This is a genomic window from Mycetocola sp. Y444 (assembly GCF_059445295.1).
Genome location: NZ_JCAIUB010000001.1, coordinates 564,123 through 580,710 on the forward strand (window position 1 = coordinate 564,123; position 16,588 = coordinate 580,710).

At 63.5% G+C, this 16,588-nt stretch carries 20 protein-coding genes; 13 read left to right on the forward strand and 7 right to left on the reverse strand.

From position 1 onward, the window contains the following. The first annotated feature begins 12 nt into the window (after positions 1 to 12). The 5 genes from AC1C2M_RS02705 (at position 13) to AC1C2M_RS02725 (ending at position 5,715) form a co-directional block, all read left to right on the forward strand. Entirely contained in the window at positions 13 to 2,157 is a 2,145-nt protein-coding gene (locus AC1C2M_RS02705; protein WP_495435159.1) for a GAF domain-containing sensor histidine kinase, read from the forward strand. A gap of 175 nt (positions 2,158 to 2,332) precedes the next feature. After that, positions 2,333 to 3,070 (forward strand): alpha/beta fold hydrolase, encoded by a 738-nt coding sequence (locus tag AC1C2M_RS02710; RefSeq protein WP_483404489.1) that lies wholly within the window; start codon positions 2,333 to 2,335, stop codon positions 3,068 to 3,070. 28 nt (positions 3,071 to 3,098) lie between these two features. Further along, the gene (locus AC1C2M_RS02715) at positions 3,099 to 3,467 is read left to right on the forward strand and encodes a RidA family protein (protein ID WP_495435160.1); all 369 of its coding nucleotides are present in this window, start codon (positions 3,099 to 3,101) and stop codon (positions 3,465 to 3,467) included. A gap of 63 nt (positions 3,468 to 3,530) precedes the next feature. Further along, positions 3,531 to 4,352, forward strand: a complete 822-nt coding sequence (locus tag AC1C2M_RS02720) for an alpha/beta fold hydrolase (RefSeq protein WP_495435161.1) — start codon at positions 3,531 to 3,533, stop codon at positions 4,350 to 4,352. Between the two features lie 55 nt (positions 4,353 to 4,407). Further along, on the forward strand, positions 4,408 to 5,715 hold the full coding sequence (locus AC1C2M_RS02725) for an alpha/beta fold hydrolase (RefSeq protein ID WP_495435162.1): 1,308 nt from the start codon (positions 4,408 to 4,410) through the stop codon (positions 5,713 to 5,715). A 67-nt stretch (positions 5,716 to 5,782) separates the two neighbouring features. Here the strand turns inward: AC1C2M_RS02725 and AC1C2M_RS02730 are convergent, their stop codons facing one another. Both AC1C2M_RS02730 and AC1C2M_RS02735 read right to left on the reverse strand, forming a co-directional pair. Next, on the reverse strand, positions 5,783 to 6,409 hold the full coding sequence (locus AC1C2M_RS02730; RefSeq protein ID WP_495435163.1) for a sugar O-acetyltransferase: 627 nt from the start codon (positions 6,407 to 6,409) through the stop codon (positions 5,783 to 5,785). Between the two features lie 14 nt (positions 6,410 to 6,423). After that, a complete protein-coding gene (locus AC1C2M_RS02735) occupies positions 6,424 to 7,305 on the reverse strand; it encodes a helix-turn-helix transcriptional regulator (protein WP_495435164.1) in 882 nt (293 codons plus the stop codon). Between the two features lie 217 nt (positions 7,306 to 7,522). Here AC1C2M_RS02735 and AC1C2M_RS02740 point away from each other — a divergent pair, with 217 nt between their 5' ends. Further along, entirely contained in the window at positions 7,523 to 7,939 is a 417-nt protein-coding gene (locus AC1C2M_RS02740) for a (R)-mandelonitrile lyase (protein ID WP_495435165.1), read from the forward strand. A gap of 79 nt (positions 7,940 to 8,018) precedes the next feature. On the opposite strand, the gene AC1C2M_RS02745 is transcribed toward AC1C2M_RS02740, so the two are convergent. Beyond that, positions 8,019 to 8,930, reverse strand: coding sequence for an SDR family NAD(P)-dependent oxidoreductase (locus AC1C2M_RS02745; RefSeq protein ID WP_495435166.1), 912 nt, complete (start codon positions 8,928 to 8,930; stop codon positions 8,019 to 8,021). Continuing rightward, the gene (locus AC1C2M_RS02750) at positions 8,927 to 9,583 is read right to left on the reverse strand and encodes an NAD(P)-dependent oxidoreductase (RefSeq protein WP_495435167.1); all 657 of its coding nucleotides are present in this window, start codon (positions 9,581 to 9,583) and stop codon (positions 8,927 to 8,929) included. The genes AC1C2M_RS02745 and AC1C2M_RS02750 overlap by 4 nt, the downstream gene beginning before the upstream one ends. Before the next feature lie 42 nt (positions 9,584 to 9,625). On the opposite strand from AC1C2M_RS02750, the gene AC1C2M_RS02755 reads away from it, so the two are divergent. The 3 genes from AC1C2M_RS02755 to AC1C2M_RS02765 all read left to right on the forward strand — a co-directional run bounded on the left by AC1C2M_RS02755 (position 9,626) and on the right by AC1C2M_RS02765 (position 11,947). Continuing rightward, positions 9,626 to 10,189, forward strand: a complete 564-nt coding sequence (locus AC1C2M_RS02755) for a TetR/AcrR family transcriptional regulator (RefSeq protein ID WP_495435168.1) — start codon at positions 9,626 to 9,628, stop codon at positions 10,187 to 10,189. Positions 10,190 to 10,297: 108 nt separating this feature from the next. After that, complete coding sequence (locus tag AC1C2M_RS02760) at positions 10,298 to 10,783, forward strand: NUDIX hydrolase (RefSeq protein ID WP_495435169.1); 486 nt, start codon at positions 10,298 to 10,300, stop codon at positions 10,781 to 10,783. Between the two features lie 183 nt (positions 10,784 to 10,966). After that, positions 10,967 to 11,947: a carboxymuconolactone decarboxylase family protein gene (locus AC1C2M_RS02765; RefSeq protein ID WP_495435170.1), complete on the forward strand. Its 981-nt coding sequence runs from the start codon at positions 10,967 to 10,969 to the stop codon at positions 11,945 to 11,947. Here AC1C2M_RS02765 and AC1C2M_RS02770 read toward each other — a convergent pair. Together AC1C2M_RS02770 and AC1C2M_RS02775 are read right to left on the reverse strand one after the other, a co-directional pair. After that, positions 11,842 to 13,083: a multidrug effflux MFS transporter gene (locus AC1C2M_RS02770; protein ID WP_495435171.1), complete on the reverse strand. Its 1,242-nt coding sequence runs from the start codon at positions 13,081 to 13,083 to the stop codon at positions 11,842 to 11,844. The genes AC1C2M_RS02765 and AC1C2M_RS02770 overlap by 106 nt on opposite strands. After that, positions 13,076 to 13,561 carry a cyclophilin-like fold protein gene (locus AC1C2M_RS02775; protein ID WP_495435172.1) on the reverse strand — a complete coding sequence of 162 codons (486 nt, stop codon included), beginning with the start codon at positions 13,559 to 13,561 and terminating at the stop codon, positions 13,076 to 13,078. The genes AC1C2M_RS02770 and AC1C2M_RS02775 overlap by 8 nt, the downstream gene beginning before the upstream one ends. A 101-nt stretch (positions 13,562 to 13,662) precedes the next feature. On the opposite strand from AC1C2M_RS02775, the gene AC1C2M_RS02780 reads away from it, so the two are divergent. Together AC1C2M_RS02780 and AC1C2M_RS02785 are read left to right on the forward strand one after the other, a co-directional pair. After that, positions 13,663 to 14,541, forward strand: a complete 879-nt coding sequence (locus AC1C2M_RS02780) for a helix-turn-helix transcriptional regulator (protein WP_495435174.1) — start codon at positions 13,663 to 13,665, stop codon at positions 14,539 to 14,541. A gap of 7 nt (positions 14,542 to 14,548) precedes the next feature. Next, positions 14,549 to 15,028 (forward strand): PPOX class F420-dependent oxidoreductase, encoded by a 480-nt coding sequence (locus AC1C2M_RS02785; protein ID WP_495435175.1) that lies wholly within the window; start codon positions 14,549 to 14,551, stop codon positions 15,026 to 15,028. Positions 15,029 to 15,073: 45 nt separating this feature from the next. Here AC1C2M_RS02785 and AC1C2M_RS02790 read toward each other — a convergent pair whose 3' ends face one another. After that, on the reverse strand, positions 15,074 to 15,781 hold the full coding sequence (locus AC1C2M_RS02790) for an NADPH-dependent F420 reductase (protein WP_495435177.1): 708 nt from the start codon (positions 15,779 to 15,781) through the stop codon (positions 15,074 to 15,076). A gap of 120 nt (positions 15,782 to 15,901) precedes the next feature. On the opposite strand from AC1C2M_RS02790, the gene AC1C2M_RS02795 reads away from it, so the two are divergent. Both AC1C2M_RS02795 and AC1C2M_RS02800 read left to right on the forward strand, forming a co-directional pair. Next, a complete protein-coding gene (locus tag AC1C2M_RS02795; protein ID WP_495435178.1) occupies positions 15,902 to 16,135 on the forward strand; it encodes an SCO7613 C-terminal domain-containing membrane protein in 234 nt (77 codons plus the stop codon). Between the two features lie 138 nt (positions 16,136 to 16,273). Beyond that, positions 16,274 to 16,450 (forward strand): hypothetical protein, encoded by a 177-nt coding sequence (locus AC1C2M_RS02800; protein ID WP_483404470.1) that lies wholly within the window; start codon positions 16,274 to 16,276, stop codon positions 16,448 to 16,450. Positions 16,451 to 16,588 lie beyond the last annotated feature (138 nt).

Genomic DNA, 16,588 nt, shown 5'->3' on the forward strand with positions numbered 1-16,588 from the left:
GGAGTCACGGTGATGGGCGAACCTCGTGTGAATGGCATCGACGGCGAACTGGCTGCGTTGCGCGCAGCTGCCGCTCTTGTAGCGGAGGGGGCTTCGCCTCGGGTGGTTCTGGAGACAGCGGCCCACCATGTGGCGGACACGGTTGACGCGGATTTTGTCGAAATCTTGCGCGTTGACAGTCGAGATCGGACTGCGGTGTTCGCAGCTTGGGCTGCGCGGGATGCGAAGATCATCGATCTCGATCACTGGTTACTCGATGATGATCACCTGGCCCGGGAGGTGATTCGCACCCAAAAGCCCGTACGTCAGGATTTTGCTCCTGACCCCACGGCAGCGGATGTGAACGTGGCCGGAAGAGGGCTCGGCATTACGTCATCTGTCGGGGTTCCGATTGTGCTCGGCGGCAAAATGTGGGGGGCGATATTCGTTCACTCGGTCGGCCGTGTCATGCTGCCAGCTGACACGGAAGAGCGGCTGAGCGGTTTTGACGAGCTGATCGGTTCCGTGCTCGCGAACAGCCGAACTCAGGAGGAGATGGAACAACTCATCGCTGAACAAGCAGCTCTGTTGCGGGTCGCCGATTTAGTCGCCAGGGAAAGTGCGGCTGACGATCTGTTTCACGCGGTCGCAGAGCAGCTTGGTCGAGTGACTCACGTGTCGGGCACGCACGTGCTGCGATTCGACGACGAGGACATGGTGACGTCTGTGGGCAGCTGGGGCACAGTGGACGGCGGCATCACAGTCGGGAGGCAACTCAGTACCCTCGGCAACAGCGTCACCGGCCAAGTCCGTGCCACAGGCTTGCCAGCGCGGGTGGAAGATGACGGTTCCATCGAAGGTCAACTCGGCGGCCTCCAACGCGCTGTGGGACTGCGTTGTGCGGTTGGAGCACCGATCCGTGCTGCCGGGCGCCTGTGGGGCGCGTTGGTGGTGGGGTCAGTCACCGGGACGCCGCTACCAGCCGAGACCGAGGCGCGAATGGTCAAGTTCGCTGACCTGGTCGGGGTGGCTCTCTCCAACCTGGACGCGCGCAACTCTCGGCAAGTTCTCGCTGACGAACAGGAGGCGCTGCGACGCGTGGCTACGGTTGTCGCGCGTGAGGAATGGAACGTAACCCTCCCCACGATCGTCCGCGAACTCGCGCTCCTGCACCGTGTTGAGGGGGCGGTTATCATCCGTTACGAGAACGACGAATTCGGGACGATCGTAGCCGCCTGGGGAGAGCCAGACCTGGACAGATTCATCGGCCAAACGCTCCCCTTTGGCGGCGATAATCCTGGCGACTACGTTTACCGCACACATCGCCCCGCCAGACAACATGGCTTCGAAGGAGGTGAGGGCCTCTTCGCACAGCTCTCTGTTCGCATGGGAATCACCGAGACACTCGCCGGACCGGTGTTTGTGGAGAACCGGCTCTGGGGGGCCATCGTCGTGGTCTCCATGGCTCCGGGGCGACTGCCGCCCGAGACCGAGGCGCGACTCGGGCAATTCGCGGAACTTATCGCGACGGCAATCGGAAACATGAAGTCCCGGCTGGAGCTCATCGAATCCCGCGCCCGTATCGTTCAAACCGCCGACCAAACACGACGTCGATTCGAGAGAGACCTCCACGACGGCATCCAACAGCGCCTCGTCTCGATCTCGATGGACCTGCGAACCGTCGAACAGCAGCTTTCTGCTGACGCGGATGCCCGCTCACGCGTGGCGGAGATCACAGACAGCCTTGTCGCAGCACTCGACGGACTCCGCGAGCTGTCCCGCGGGATTCACCCGGCAATCCTGTCAGAGGGCGGCCTTGTGCCAGCGGCTCGTTCCCTCGCCCGGCGATCCACCATCCCGGTCAGGCTCAACCTGCCGAAGCCCGCACGGCATCCGGACAGCGTGGAAGTCGCCGCGTACTACGTCATGTCGGAAGCGCTCGCTAATACGGCAAAGCACGCGCAGGCGTCTACCGCTGAAATTTCGATCACCCCGACCGAAGATGCACTCATTGTCACCGTCGCCGACGACGGAATCGGCGGCGCAGACATGACCAGGGGTTCGGGCCTGATCGGGCTAGAGGACCGCGTGGAGGCCCTTGGCGGATCGCTAACGGTTCAGAGCCCGCCACGGGGTGGAACCACGATCACGGCCAGGCTGCCTTTGATCTTTGTTTAACCCCCGCCAGCAGGGGGCCACACACCCCGGAAATCATCGCCCTGGGAGGGGCGCTGGCATGGGCGACCCCGCGCTTCAAACCCGGGACCATGGGTGTTACCGGGCGAGGAAGCTCCTGGCGGGATCACTCCTCCTCGGGATCAACAACGATCCCCGACATCCAGGAGGAAGCACCATGTCCATCACCGAAACCGCCCGCGATAAGCCGACCGTCGTTCTCGTGCACGGCGCCTTCGCCGAATCATCGAGCTGGAACGGGGTGATCTCTGGGCTTCTCGCCGAGGGGTACCCGACAATCGCGGTCGCCAACCCGCTCCGAGGAGTCACGTTCGATTCGGAGTATCTCCGCGCTCTCCTGGTCGACGTCACGGGCGATATCGTGCTCGTCGGACATTCCTACGGCGGTATGGTCATCAGTGGCGGCGGCACCGACAACCCGAACGTCAAGGCGCTCGTCTTCGCTGGCGCATTCGCACCGGAAGAGGGCGAGACACCCGGCGATCTGGCCGGCAAGATGCCCGGCTCGACGCTGGGGGAGACCCTCACCAAGGTCGAGCAGCCCGACGGTGACAACGACCTCTACATCATGCAGTCCCGGTACCACGCACAGTTTGCAGCTGACTCTCCGGCCGACGTCGCCAGCGTCATGGCCGTCACGCAGCGCCCGATCCTCGAATCGGCGTTCGGGCAGAAGGCTGGAAAGGCCGCGTGGAAGACGATCCCGTCGTGGTTCCTGTTCGGATCAAAGGATTTCAACATCCCTGCAGCCGTGCACCGGTTCATGGCAGAGCGCGCGGAATCGCGCAAGACGGTCGAGCTTCCCGAAGGGTCGCACACCGTCGCAATTCCCGAAGCTGCCAAGCTCGTCGACCTGATCAGGGAAGCGGCAGACGCAACCTGCGGCGGCAACTGACCCTTGTGGACGCCGGCACCGACAGCGAATGATCATGGACTACATCCGGCGTGGAGCCTCACCCGCTGCTCCCTACGTATCAGCCGTTGTGGCAGAAGGCCGGTTCGTGTTCGTCTCCGGACAGAGGCCCACGCGACGCGGGGAGTTAGTCACCGGGACCATCGCAGAACAGACCGAGCTGGTGATGGTAAACCTCTCGGCGATCCTCGACGCTGCCGGTGCCACGCTTGGCGACGTTGTCAAGTGCGGCGTGTTCCTGGCCGACCTCGCTGACCTCCCCGAATTCAACGAAGCATACGTCCGCCTATTCGGATCCCGAACCCCGGCCAGGACAGCGGTAGGAGCAAACCTCCCCGGATACGGCGTAGAAATCGATTGCATCGCCGCGATCAGCTGACCATTCCCGCACCCCACACCCCGTCCGCTCGCCAGCTCGAGCACACAATAAGGAGAAATAACGATGAGTTACATAACCACGGAAGATGGAACGCAGATCTATTACAAGGACTGGGGCGAGGGTCCCGTCATCACCTTCTCCCACGGCTGGCCGCTCAGCGCCGACGCCTGGGACGGGCAGCTGCACTTCCTCGCAGAGCAGGGCTACCGGGTCATCGCCCATGACCGTCGCGGTCACGGCCGATCCAGTCAGCCCACCAACAACAACGACATGAATGGCTACGCTGATGACCTCGCCGCCGTCATTGACGCGCTCGGAGTCACGGACGTGGTCGCCGTCGGTCATTCCACCGGCGGGGGTGAAGTCGCGCGCTACATCGGCCGGCATGGCACAAGCAAGGTTGCCAAAGCGATCCTCGTGTCCGCCGTCCCTCCGATCATGGTGCAGTCGGACGCGAACCCCGAGGGTCTGCCGATCAGCGCATTCGACGAACTCCGAACGAACCTCGTGAAGGACCGCTCCCAGTTCTATACGGACCTGGCCACTCCTTTCTACGGTGCCAACCGGGAAGGCTCGAATGTCTCCGAGGGTGTGTTGCGGCAATTCTGGCTGTGGAGCATGCAGTCCGGCCTGCGCAACGCGTACGCGAGCATCAAGGCCTTCTCGGAGACCGATTTCACCGAAGATCTGAAGGCATTCGACGTTCCGACGCTGGTGTTGCACGGGGATGACGACCAGATCGTCCCGGTGAAGGACTCCGCCCACAAGTCCGCCCAGCTGATCAAGGGGGCGAAGGAGATCTACTACCCCGGCGCCCCGCACGGGCTCATGGACACCCACACCGACCGCTTCAACGCTGACCTGCTCGAGTTCATCAGGAGCTGAGAACCAAGCCAACGAACGCCATGTCGTCTCACCGACACGGCGGGAAGGAGGCGTCATGTTCGAGAGATTTGAACAGAAGTACGTGAAGACGGAGCGCGGAAAGATCTTCGCCCGCGTCGGTGGCAGCGGCTCACCGGTTCTGCTCCTGCACGGATATCCGCAAACCCACATCATGTGGCATACGGTGGTCGATGCCCTGGCCGGTGAGCACACGGTCATCGCCGCAGACCTGCCCGGATATGGTTCCTCCTTCCACCCACCGCTGACTGGCGATCACTCCGCCTACTCCAAACGACAGATCAGCAACGACCTCGTCCAGATGATGCGGTCGCTCGGACACGACGAGTTCGCGGTCGCAGGTCACGATCGCGGTGGTCGTGTTGCCTACCGGATGGCGATTGACCACCCGGAACGCGTCACCGCCATCGCCGTACTCGACGTGGTACCCACGGCGGAGGTGTGGCGGAGGGCAGACGCCGAGTTTGCCCTCACCTACTGGCACTGGGTATTCCTCGCTCAACCGGCACCGCTGCCCGAAGCCCTCATCAACTCCAACCCATCTGCATTCTTCGACCTGCATGTGCGCGCGCTCGGTCTCGGTCGCAAAACCGAGCAATACCCACCGGAGCTAATGGCGATCTACCGCGCCCTGCTGGACGACTCCAGTGTGGTGGAGGGGATCTGCGAGGACTACCGGGCCGGGGCAAGTCTCGACCGCATGCACGACGAAGCCGATCTCAGCGCCGGCAATGGCATCCGGTGCCCCGTCCTCGTCCTCTGGAGCGCCACAGGTGCGCTGCCGAAGTTGTACGGCGACGTCCTCGCTGTGTGGCGGCCATGGGCCGATGACCTCCGTGGACGAGGACTGGCCGCCAGTCACTTCCTCGTCGAGGACGAACCCGAACAGGTGGCACATGAGCTCAACGCGTTGCTCCTCAACGAGTCGCGGAATTTCTCTCCCCGCCAACAAAAGGAATCAATCATGACCGACCAGACCGCCTCTGCAGACAACGCCAATCCCCGGGACACAGACGAGCTGCGGGGCGTGCTCAAACGTACCGAGATCCAGCACGTCCCCTCCTCGATCCCCGGCCGTGACATCGTGCAGGTTCTGACCGAGATCCCGGTGAATGTTTCCTCAGGCTGGCACCACCACCCTGGCGAAGAGGTCGGCTACATCGTCGCCGGCAAGGTGCAGATGGAGCGGGAAGACCACACCACCCAGACCCTCAACACCGGCGACGGATTCCTCATCCCGCCCGGGGTGTCCCATAACGCAACCGACCTGGGACCCGGCACCGGTCGGATGCTCTCCACCTACATCGTGGAAAAGGGTCAGCCCATCGCCACGCTCGAAACCTGATCATGTTCAACGGGCTGGCCATTGCGCCCTCTGTTGCCGCTGTGCCGTCAGTAGGGTCCGGCTTCAGCTAGCCGACAGGATCAATTGGTTCCGTGTCGTTTCCGCTAGCCGGCTCCTCCACGGAGTCCGGGGTCAGCGTACGGACTACGCGGGCCGGCGACCCGACCACGACGGCGTTGACCGGGACGTCTTTGGTCACAACTGAAGCCGCCGCGACGACGGAGTTGTCACCTATCGTCACGCCGGGAAGGATGGTTGCGTTCGATCCAATCCACACGTTGCGGCCGATGGTTATGGGCGCGGGATGGACGTCAGCGCGCCGGGAGGGGCTCATATCGTGGTTCAGCGTTGCGAGAACCACGTTGTGCCCGATTAAACTGTCGTCGCCGATCGTCACGCCACCCTGGTCCTGGAACTTGCACCCCGAGTTGATGAAGATCCGTTTTCCGAGAACGATGTTCTTTCCGAAGTCCGCATACAGCGGCGGAAACACCGTCACCGAGTCGTCAACGTCGCGTCCGGTCAATTGCGCGAGGAGTTGTCGCACCCGCTCGGGTTCGTGATACCCGTTGTTCATCTCTGCGGTGATCTTCAGGGCATCCTGGCTGACCTCGAGCATGACGCTGTGCAGCGGCGACCCTCCTTCGATCGTGCGTGCCGCGTTGAGCGCTGCGAGCAGATCGTTCAGTTGCATATTTGCTCTCTCCTTCAAAAAATGTTCCGGCTCGGCGTCGACGCTTCCGGGATTCCCCAGCTGGCCAGTACCTGCAGCCTTTCGGCGCTGGGGGAGCCAGGCTCAGCGGTGTAGACCATGAGGACAAGCCCAGGGTCTGCGGTAATCATGAGCTCTTCGTAGGCGAGTGTAAGTTCGCCGACCACGGGATGGTGAAAACGTTTGGTTCCAGACCCGTGAGTCCGCACGTTATGTGCTCCCCAGAGCTGACGGAAGGTGTCGCTGCGAGTGGAGAGCTCGCCGACGAGATCCTGCAGGGCCGTATCGTTCGGGTCACGGCCCGCGTCGGTGCGCATGATCGAGACGCACATCTCAGCGAACAGGTCCCAGTCCGGGTAGAAGTCGCGTGATGAGGGATCCAGGAACTGGAACCGAGCGAGGTTCGGAGTGCGGCCGCCGTCGCCGATGAGGGGCGAGTAGAACGCGCGGCCGAGGTCGTTCGTGGCCAAGAGGTCCTGGTGCTGGTTCCGGACGAAGGCAACCCCGCCGGTAATGGTGCTGAGCACCCAGTGCAGACTGGGCCGATTCACCGTGTTCTTGTGAGACCGGCCGCGTGGGCGCCCGGACAGTGGGATGCCGTCGGCCGCGCGGGCGAGATCGAACAGGTGTGTTCGTTCCGTGTCATCGAGGCTGAGGGCTCGGGCGATGGCCTCGAGTACCGACGATGAGGCTCCGCTGATGGCACCGCGTTCGAGCTTGGCGTAGTACTCGACGCTGACGCCGGCGAGCGTTGCAACCTCGGTGCGGCGAAGCCCGGTAACACGCCTATTGGGCCCGGCGGGCAGCCCCGCCTGCTCCGGAGTGATTCTGGCGCGGCGCGACATAAGGAACTCTCGAACCTCAGCGTGATTGTCCATGCCCCGAGACTACGTCGCCGCGCCAACGCAAGGGGTTCTCTGTTGGTACACCCTTCCACAGAGACTCCCTCACGGACAGGTTGTCGCGTTCACTGGACGTCGGGCATCGACGCTGTGCCCAACGCGTACCGGGCAATGGATGACCGCGAAGCTCTCAAGGTTATGATCGCCCTCTAACCGCCGAAGCGACGGCCCGGATCAGGAAAGAAGCAGCCCGATGAACATTGAGCCGACTCAGCCGACGATCACAAACCCGCCGGAGCAGTTCGCCGGCGACGTTTGGTTCGACCCCATCACGGTCCCGCACGACGACGACCAGCGCATGGTTGTCGGCATCGTTCGGTTCGCTCCTGGTGCTCGCACCGCCTGGCATTCCCATGCCCGCGGGCAGTACCTCCGGGTCACCAGCGGCATTGGCCGGTTCGGTACCCGCGACGGCGAAATCGTCGAAGTGCACCCCGGGCAGACAATCTATACGCCGCCGGGTCAGGAACACTGGCACGCTTCCGCCGCTGGTACCTTCATGGAGCACCTGGCCATGTTCGAAAATGCGGACGATCCCGCGGAAACGACAACGTGGTTCGAGCACATCACGGACGACGACTTCCGGGGTTCGACCTCGACCTCGGCGTGACTTGGCTCGGGAGCCGTGCAGGTACTTCGGTTCGAAATGCCAAGGGCATAACGCGAAGTTCGCCGATTGCGGCTTCGACTCAATCTCCGGCGAGAAACCGATCACTGGCGTCGCGTAGTCCAGCCTGTGCGATCAGGTCATACGAAATGGGCGGTGTGCGGGTCTCGGCACCATGAACGAAGTAACGCCCGGTCACTCCCTTCAACCCGGCGGTGGTAGCCAGGTGCAGCGTCGCAGCCGCCCCCTGTGCCGGGGTGAGCATGGACCGTCGGATCAGGCCCCCCACCGGACGGAGCACGGCAGGAATGAGGTCATTGATGATCTCGGTTGCCACGATTCCGGGGTGCAGCGCGTTCAGAGTTACACCGTCTGATGCAACCGTGCGGGCGAGGTCGTAACCGGCCATCACCGTGAGCAGTTTCGCCCGCGCATACGCCTCGAACGGCACGAACCCCGGCGCGGGGTTGAGTCTTGTGAGGTCGCCAAGGTCGCTGCTGTCGAGCGTCGCTGGTCGAGGTCTGCCGCTCAGCTTCACCTGTCGGGTGTCGCGGAGGCTGTCGGATGCCACGTTGACCACTCGCGCCCGACCCCGCCGGAGGGCGGGTAGAAGGAGCGTGGTCAAGCCGTAAGCGGCCAGGTAGTCCACGGCGACATGCATTTCCAGCCCATCGGGGGAAACACGGCGGTCGCGGAAATGGGCACCGGCGTTGTTCACCAGGAGGTGGATGGATGTGTGCTGCGCAAGGATGGCGCGACTGGCGCCGATTATTCCGTCGCGCCTCGACAAATCGCCGACGACGACCTCGAAGCCGCCGGGGCCCTCTTCACCCCGGATCTGCGAAGCGAGGGTATCGGCAGTCCGCGGGTTCCTGGCAATGGCAATCACGAGAGCGCCGGCCCGGGCCAGCTCGAGGGCGATGACCCGCCCCATGCCTCCGGTCGCCCCCGTAACAACCGCGACCTTCCCCTCGAGCTCGTATGGGGCCGTCATCGGTGGATCCTCGGGTATTGACGGACAAACCGGGCCATCTCTGCCTCGTGAATCAGGAACGCTGCGAGGTCTGCCCGGCCGATGGCGTGCCACGGACGAATGAGAAGATCCTCGCCGACCTTATAGTCGCCGGCCGGTGGAGCGTTCTTCAGCGTCGGCGGGCGAACGATTGTCCACTCCAGCCCGGAAGAAGTGATCAGCGGTTCCATCGTCTCCTTGTCCTTCAGCTTTTCACCCACCCCCGCCCACGCCAAGATCGAAAACAGGGACCGATCGTGGCTCTCAAGAACGCCATGAGCGCTGACCACGATCAGACGCGACACCCCCGCCTTGACCATTGCCGGCACAGCCGCATTCATCGCGTCGGTGCACACCGTGGTCGGCCCCCTGGCTGGTCCGCCGATGGTGCTGATAACTGCGTCCACACCCAAAAACGTATCCGCCAGCGGACCGGGATCCGTGACGTCGGGCCACGCGAACTCCGTGAGCCCCCGTGAAGGCTCGAAAGAGCGTGGCCTGCGCGTGAGGGCGACCACGTCGTGGCCGGAACGAAGACCAGCGGCAACGACGTGGCGACCAGTGGCACCGGTCGCCCCGAGAACCGCCACTCGCAGCGTTTGTGAGACATTATGCGTCATAAGACAAAGCCTCATGGGATATCGTGTATAAGTCAAGATGTCTCATAGACTTGGAGCATGAAGAAGGAAACGGACCCGAGGTTCCAGCGGAGCAGCGAAGCGATACTGGACGCCGCGCGACACTTGCTTGTGACTGCGGGGCCGAGCGCGGTGACTCATGCGCGAATCGCTGAACACGCGGGGATCGGACGCGCGACGGTCTATCGTCACTGGCCAACCAGCGCTGAGCTGCTCGCGGAGGCGATGGCCACCGTTCCCATGCCCTTCTTCGATAGCCCCGCGATTCCCACACGGGGGTGGCTCCGTGCGCAACTCGTCTCGCTGGCCCGTCAACTCGATCACCATGATGTGCGCGTCGTCGCGGCGACGCTTGCCAGCACCGCACTCTGGGACGATGGCATGGACGCTCGCCGAAGCCGATTCGCCCAAACGCTGTCCGAGCGCCTGGCCGCGTGCCTCGTCGATGCGCAGAACCGCGGCGAGATTGTCCTTCTCCGTGATCCCTTGCTTGCAGCCGCCCAGGCAATCGGCCCCATTTACTACCGCAGCACCATCGAGCACAAAGCCACGGACTACGACATGATTGACGCCTCGATCGCCAGCCTCGGTGCGTGGCAGTAGAACCGGCGGCCGCCGCCGCAGCGGAAGCTCATCCGGCCCCGTGAGGCGCATAAGCTCGGGGTGACCGGTGGGTCAGTAGGTGAGAAATCGGAACGGAGGGGCGAGCTGATGGTCGTGCACAGCGCCGGCATCCTGCTGTATCGGCTGACGGCTGCAGGTGAGCCGGAAGTGTGGATCGCCCACATGGGCGGACCGTTCTGGGCGGGCAGGCAGGCTGCGGCCTGGTCCATTCCGAAGGGAGAGTACGAGCCGGACGAGGATCCCTTTGCAGCCGCACGGCGGGAGTTCGCGGAGGAGATCGGTGCGCCCGCGCCTGATGTGCGGTATACCAGCCTGGGGGAATTCCGCCAGCCATCGGGAAAGGTGGTGACCGTCTTCGCCGCAGAAACAGACTTCGCCGTCGATCGGGTGGTGAGTAATACGTTCGAGCTGGAGTGGCCCAGGGGGTCAGGGGTCGTGAAAGAGTTCCCCGAAATCGACGATGCGCGGTGGGTGGGGCTGGCAGAAGCACGAGCGAAGCTGGTCAAGGGACAGTTGCCTGTCCTGGATGTTCTCACGGAGCGGCTCCGCGCAGAGAGTCGTTTCGGTACCTAGCGCGGGCATCCGGGTGCATTTTCCGTCCACGAGAGAAAACACGTCGGCGTTTCATGGTTTCGCGGCGTCGCGGATAGAGTCGGGGCATCGCTCGAACAATCGCTACCTCAACCACCGTCGATCGCGACGAAGTCCTCGACTTCATCTGACGTCACTGTCGACGCAACAGCGCAAAGGAACACGATGACCATCCGCGACGAAGCCCGGCGAGAACGTGAGATTGTCCATCCCACTGCACGAGTATCCTCGGGACCGCCGCTCTCGGAGACCGATCCTGAGTTCTTTGCGCTCTACCAGGATTTTGCTTTCGGCGAGACCCTCCGACACGTCGATCTGGCCCGCACAGACCGACTCATCTATCAACTCGCGGCAGCGATCGCCGTTGGCGCTGTGCGCGAGTTCCGGCTTCTTCTCGGCGCAGCGCTCGACGTTGGCGTCACAGCGATCCAGGTGAAGGAGCTGACTTATCAGTCCGTCGCGTACGTCGGCATTGCGCGCGCCCTCGACGCCATTGTGGCCACCAACGAGATTTTCGCCGAGCGGGGCATCCCGCTTCCCGTGGACGGTCAGGCGACGACGACTCCCGATACACGGATGGCCGCCGGGCTGGCACTGCAGAAGGGGATCTTTGGCTCGGAGACCATCGATGGACTCTACGCCCGTTCATCAGCCGACAGTCTCCATTTCCAGCACTTCCTCTCGGGGAACTGCTTCGGTGATTACTACACCCGCACCGGCTTCGACCTGAAACAGCGGGAACTCATCACCTTCGCTCTGCTCGCTGCGCTCGGCGGGGCCGACAGCCAGGTGAAGAGTCACGTGACGGCCAACCTCAACGTTGGTAACAGTCGCACCGACTTGATTGGCGTACTCACCGCCCTGGTCGCGTACATACCCCCGCACGCTCAACGCGCTGGCACAAATCGAGGCGGCCGCCCCGGCGCCTCGCTAACGCTGCACAGAGAACGACGGCAAGCGAGGCGCCGGGGTGGAGGTGGCCGATGCGGCACACCGCCCGGGTTGCCCGCCAGGAAACAGGTTTCGTGCGCAAGCCCTGATTATGGTTCCGTTCTCACGGGCGCCGGGTGGACGAGCCTCATGTACACGACCGTGGCGGTTGTGGCGGTTCCCAGGACGACCAGTGCCATGGGCACCATGCTCTGAGGGCCAGCCAGGCCGACGAACGGTGCTGCAATTCCTCCCGCTGCGAATCGCGCGAGCCCGAGAATGGCCGCGGCGGTGCCTGCGTATTGGGGATAGTCGACGAGTGCGAGGGTCGTCGCAGGGGGTGACACCGTTGCCGCCCCGGCGGCGACCAGGAAGAGCGCAACGAGCGTCAGCGGAAGCGGTAGTCCAGTCAGAACGGTGGTTGTGAGGATCGCGCCACCGAGAATCATCAGCACAAGTCCGATCACGAAGACTCGGCGTTCGCTCCATCGCTCGGCCGCGCGTCCGGCAAGGAACCCGAAAGTGGCAAATCCTGCCGCGTTTGCCCCAAAGACGAGGGCGAACTGCGCGGGTGCCAGCCCGTAGATGTTCTCGAGCACGAACGGGGAGCCAGCGAGATAGGCGAAGTAGGCGGCCGACGTGAGCGAGCTGGAGATGGTCGCACCAACGAACAGTCTGTCCCGCAGCAGCACACCGACGTGGCCCGACATCTGACGCATCCCGCCAGCGAGCCGCGCATTCATGGGAAGGGTCTCACCGAACCCTGCTGCGACGGCTGCGGTGACGAGTACGCCCAGCGCCGTGAGGATGACGAAGAAACCGCGCCAGTCGATGATCAAGGCGATCAGCCCACCGATCACGGGAGCGACGATTGCTGCAAGGCCGGAAAGGACGATGATGCGACTGTAGTAGCGCGTGAGTTTGTGCCCGTGATAAATGTCCCTGCCGACGGCTTGCGCGATCACCAGTCCGACGCCTCCGGCGAGTCCCTGCACGAGTCGAAAAGCGACGAGCGCAGCAATGGACGGGCTGAGTGCGCACAGCAGAGACGCGATCGTGTAAATGACCAGGCCGGCGACGAGGGGGCGTCGACGGCCATACCGGTCGGAAAGCGGACCAGCGATGATTTGCCCAAAAGCGAGGCCAAACAAGCAGGTCGTCATGGTCAGTTGCGCCGCGGAAACCGTGGTGCTGAGGTCGTCCGCAAGGCTCGGGAGAACCGGGAGGTAGAGATCCATCGACAACGGACCAAACACCGTCAAGGTTGCGAGAATCGTCGCGATCCAGACAGGTGCGGATCGGAGGCGAAGCAGGTAGTTACCGCGACTTGTCGAGGGGGCGGTGTTATCCATCGGTTTCCTCCACCCCGGCGCGTCCGTCCGGTGAATGGTCAACGAACACGAGACAGTTCCGATTGCATCCGGCCAACCCGCTCAGGCCATCCGAAACGTGCCCAACGAGTACAACGCTGTCGTGCGGGATGCCCGCGCCATCGGTGACGAAGATGACGATACTGTGCTCAGCCGCCCAATAGCCGACGTCACCGGCCCGGTAATCGCTGATGGGATCGACAGCCGAAGTTGCAGGCGGTTCGGCCAGATAGGCGACCTGCGCGGTGCCCATACGGTCGCCGAACAGCAGAGATCGTGGGAGCCGCTCCGCGAGTTGCATGGCGGCTCTGGAATCGTTCAGTTGAATCCGAGGACTTGTGGCGGTGCTCGCGTCGCTGGCGGTGTGCGCGTCGCTGGCAGTGGTCGCGTTGCTCGCAAACGCTGCAACGCTCGTGAGCAGCAGAACCGCCACCGTTGCGGCAAGGAATCGAACGGGCATGACCTCAGGAAACCGTGTGATTCGTGCGCGCGGGAGTCCCCGTCTTAACGTGCCCCGACAGGGCATCCCACTCGCGATCCGTGTCGACCTAAACTTCAGTGATGGAGCACCAAGCGGAGGTTCGCGACTTCCTCATGACGCGGCGGGCCCGGGTCGAGCCCGAGCAGGTCGGACTGCCTCGTGGCAGCGACCGGCGGGTACCCGGTTTGCGTCGGGGCGAGGCGGCTGCGCTGGCAGGCGTCAGTGTGGAGTATTACGCGCGCCTGGAACGCGGCGCTATTGGTGGCGCGTCTGACGCGGTACTTGACGGTTTAGCGAAGGCGCTGCTCATGGGCGTCGCTGAACGCGAGCATCTGTACCGGCTCGCGCGCCCAACGGAAAGCGCCGCCGCGGCCCCTCGGGCAAGGGCGAAGGTCGCGAGACACTGGCGGCCATCGCCCAGCATTCAGTGGTTCCTCGACTCGATGCAGTCTGCGGCCGCCCTGATCGGGAACGGTCGGACAGATCTGCTGGCGTGGAACCCGCTCGGCGGTGCTCTGATGAACGAAATGATCGCGAGTTCGACCACAACGCCGCCGAACTTTGCCAGGTTTATCTTCCTTGAGCCGGTTGCCCGACGTTTTTACCCCGACTGGGAAACCGTGGCCGGGACGAATGTCGCGCAGCTGCGCACCGAAGCTGGCCGCGACCCGCACAGCAAGGAACTCCACGACCTCGTCGGTGAGCTTTCGACCCGTAGCGATCACTTCCGGCAGCTCTGGAGTCGTCACGACGTGTGGCAACACGCTACGGGACTGAAACGGATCAATCACCCCATGGTCGGCGAACTGACGTTGCACTACAACGGCCTCGATCTTGTGGGAGATTTACCCGCACAACTCACGGTGCTCACGGCGGAACCCGGGTCGCGCGACTACGAGGGCCTTCAGCTCCTCGGCACCACAGTGATGCCTGTCCCGACCATGCCGGCGGAGATATAGTCGGGGCATGGCTCGAACGATCGCAACCTCAACCCCCGTCGACCGCGACGAAGTCCTCGATTTCATCCGCACCCGTCACCGGATGCTTCTCGCAACGACGCGTGCGGACGGCCGGCCCCAGATGTCTCCCGTGACCGGGGGAGTCGACGCCGAAGGTCGCATTGTGATCTCTACCTATCCGGCTCGCAGCAAGACCCGCAACGCTGCCAGGGACCCGCACACCTCAGTCGTGGTCTTCTCAGACGAGTGGGACGGCCCCTGGGTACAGATCGATGGCGATGCGGAGGTCCTGAACATGCCGGAGGCCGCCGACGGACTGGTTGACTACTTCCGGTGCATCGCGGGCGAGCATCCGGACTGGGACGAGTACCGTGCGGCAATGGCCGTTCAGGACAAGTCGTTGATCCGCATCACGCCCACCCGGTGGGGTCCGATTGCCACCGGTGGTTTCCCGCCCGAGGTTGCTGAGCGGCTCGACGCCCAGTAACTCGCGGGCCACACCGATTTTTTTCAAAGTCCCAGCGCCCGTGGGTCAGAACTGCCGGGCCGCGACGTCGGGTCGGTGTGATGCGGCGATCAGCTCACGCAGACGGTCCGCAGCGACCGGAGCTCCTCGGTCGGCGAGGAAGTCCTTCCCAAAGCCGTCCTCGTTCGCGGCGTAGACCGCCGTATACGCGCCCGACTCGGGCTCGAATCGCCATGACTCGGCCAGGGTCCCGGCGTCGACGGTGTCGAAGCCCAGCGCATGCACGACGCTCGAGACCTCCGTCTTCGCGGCAACGTCGTCACCGGCGACCGGGAGGGCTGTACGCGGCTCCGAGTGGGCGAGGAGCGGGATGTGGTGGGCGACGATGTTGTTGAAAGCCTTGACGATGTGCGTGTGGGGGAGGAGTGACTGCTCGTACTCCGCCGTCGTGGTCTCAAGGGCGTCCAGCTGAGCGATACGCCCGTCGCGGTACGGATAATAGTTCCCGGTCGAGAGAATCGTTCTGCCTGCGAGGCTGGCCACCGGCAGGTTGGAGTATGAACTCAGCGGGATGGCCAGGACGACGAGTTCGCCGAAGGTCGCCGCATCCTGGACCATGCCGGCCCGAGCATTGGGTCCGAGTTCGTCGACGAGGTCTGTGAGTGACTCTGGCCCACGCGAGTTCGCGATCATGACGGTGAAGTCGGCCTTGACGGCGAGGCGAGCGATAGCGGATCCGATCGCTCCGCTGCCGATGATTCCGATGTCTGTCATGTCGTTCTCCCTGGTATTGATCGGTCAGTGTCGTGTTGTGTTCAGTCTGGGGCACGGCGAACTCGAGGCGGCCGGGCAACGGCAATCGAGCTCTTTGCGTCCTAACCAGTTGCGGCGACCATGCATTCCAATTTCTGTCCGAAGCTCGCGGCTCCCTTCCTGCTCGGAATCATCGTGCTTCCGATCGAGAACGTGGTCGTCTTCCTGGTGCAGATCGGCCGGGGGATCGAGTCAATGCCGTGGTGGATAACACTTGCCGTCGTCGGCGCAGTGCTCCTGATCATTGCGGTCACCTATGAGCGTCGAGCCGGCGACGGGAACACGGTCACCGACCGGCTCCGTGACCTGGCTTAAGCCACGGGCAACGGCGCCAGGGCGGAAGGGACCAAGGGCCTTACGTTCCAGTGACCGAAGCTGAAAGAGTGACCGCAAACGTCATCACCGATGACGTTTTCGTGCACCTCTTCAACGACATCTGGCGAAAGGACTGCCATGACCGACTTCGAATCAGAGTCATTCATCGCTGACGCTCGGAAATACGCGAACGCGGCAACCTTCGCGGTTCAACAACTGCGTGAGGACTCCATAGAACGCCAGGCGCTCCACGAGTTGCTGAACGCGGTCGACGCCCTCATCTCGGCGGTCGATCATTCGACTGAGACCTCGTGAGTGCGCGGACGTAGTCGCCAGCAGTCCCACCCGCAACCGGCTCGAACATCGACCAGTTGCGGGTGTGCCCGGCGACATCTCGTCAAAGAGGCTTGATGTAGATCGCCCAATGTGATCGGCTAGGTGTCCGACGAAGGG

Bases quoted from the DNA above. Each gene is read 5' to 3' on its own strand.
- AC1C2M_RS02705 (WP_495435159.1), top strand. From the start codon at position 13: ATGGGCGAACCTCGTGTGAATGGCATCGACGGCGAACTGGCTGCGTTG.
- AC1C2M_RS02710 (WP_483404489.1), top strand. From the start codon at position 2,333: ATGTCCATCACCGAAACCGCCCGCGATAAGCCGACCGTCGTTCTCGTG.
- AC1C2M_RS02715 (WP_495435160.1), top strand. From the start codon at position 3,099: ATGATCATGGACTACATCCGGCGTGGAGCCTCACCCGCTGCTCCCTAC.
- AC1C2M_RS02720 (WP_495435161.1), top strand. From the start codon at position 3,531: ATGAGTTACATAACCACGGAAGATGGAACGCAGATCTATTACAAGGAC.
- AC1C2M_RS02725 (WP_495435162.1), top strand. From the start codon at position 4,408: ATGTTCGAGAGATTTGAACAGAAGTACGTGAAGACGGAGCGCGGAAAG.
- AC1C2M_RS02730 (WP_495435163.1), bottom strand. From the start codon at position 6,409: ATGCAACTGAACGATCTGCTCGCAGCGCTCAACGCGGCACGCACGATC.
- AC1C2M_RS02735 (WP_495435164.1), bottom strand. From the start codon at position 7,305: ATGGACAATCACGCTGAGGTTCGAGAGTTCCTTATGTCGCGCCGCGCC.
- AC1C2M_RS02740 (WP_495435165.1), top strand. From the start codon at position 7,523: ATGAACATTGAGCCGACTCAGCCGACGATCACAAACCCGCCGGAGCAG.
- AC1C2M_RS02745 (WP_495435166.1), bottom strand. From the start codon at position 8,930: ATGACGGCCCCATACGAGCTCGAGGGGAAGGTCGCGGTTGTTACGGGG.
- AC1C2M_RS02750 (WP_495435167.1), bottom strand. From the start codon at position 9,583: ATGAGGCTTTGTCTTATGACGCATAATGTCTCACAAACGCTGCGAGTG.
- AC1C2M_RS02755 (WP_495435168.1), top strand. From the start codon at position 9,626: ATGAAGAAGGAAACGGACCCGAGGTTCCAGCGGAGCAGCGAAGCGATA.
- AC1C2M_RS02760 (WP_495435169.1), top strand. From the start codon at position 10,298: ATGGTCGTGCACAGCGCCGGCATCCTGCTGTATCGGCTGACGGCTGCA.
- AC1C2M_RS02765 (WP_495435170.1), top strand. From the start codon at position 10,967: ATGACCATCCGCGACGAAGCCCGGCGAGAACGTGAGATTGTCCATCCC.
- AC1C2M_RS02770 (WP_495435171.1), bottom strand. From the start codon at position 13,083: ATGGATAACACCGCCCCCTCGACAAGTCGCGGTAACTACCTGCTTCGC.
- AC1C2M_RS02775 (WP_495435172.1), bottom strand. From the start codon at position 13,561: ATGCCCGTTCGATTCCTTGCCGCAACGGTGGCGGTTCTGCTGCTCACG.
- AC1C2M_RS02780 (WP_495435174.1), top strand. From the start codon at position 13,663: ATGGAGCACCAAGCGGAGGTTCGCGACTTCCTCATGACGCGGCGGGCC.
- AC1C2M_RS02785 (WP_495435175.1), top strand. From the start codon at position 14,549: ATGGCTCGAACGATCGCAACCTCAACCCCCGTCGACCGCGACGAAGTC.
- AC1C2M_RS02790 (WP_495435177.1), bottom strand. From the start codon at position 15,781: ATGACAGACATCGGAATCATCGGCAGCGGAGCGATCGGATCCGCTATC.
- AC1C2M_RS02795 (WP_495435178.1), top strand. From the start codon at position 15,902: ATGCATTCCAATTTCTGTCCGAAGCTCGCGGCTCCCTTCCTGCTCGGA.
- AC1C2M_RS02800 (WP_483404470.1), top strand. From the start codon at position 16,274: ATGACCGACTTCGAATCAGAGTCATTCATCGCTGACGCTCGGAAATAC.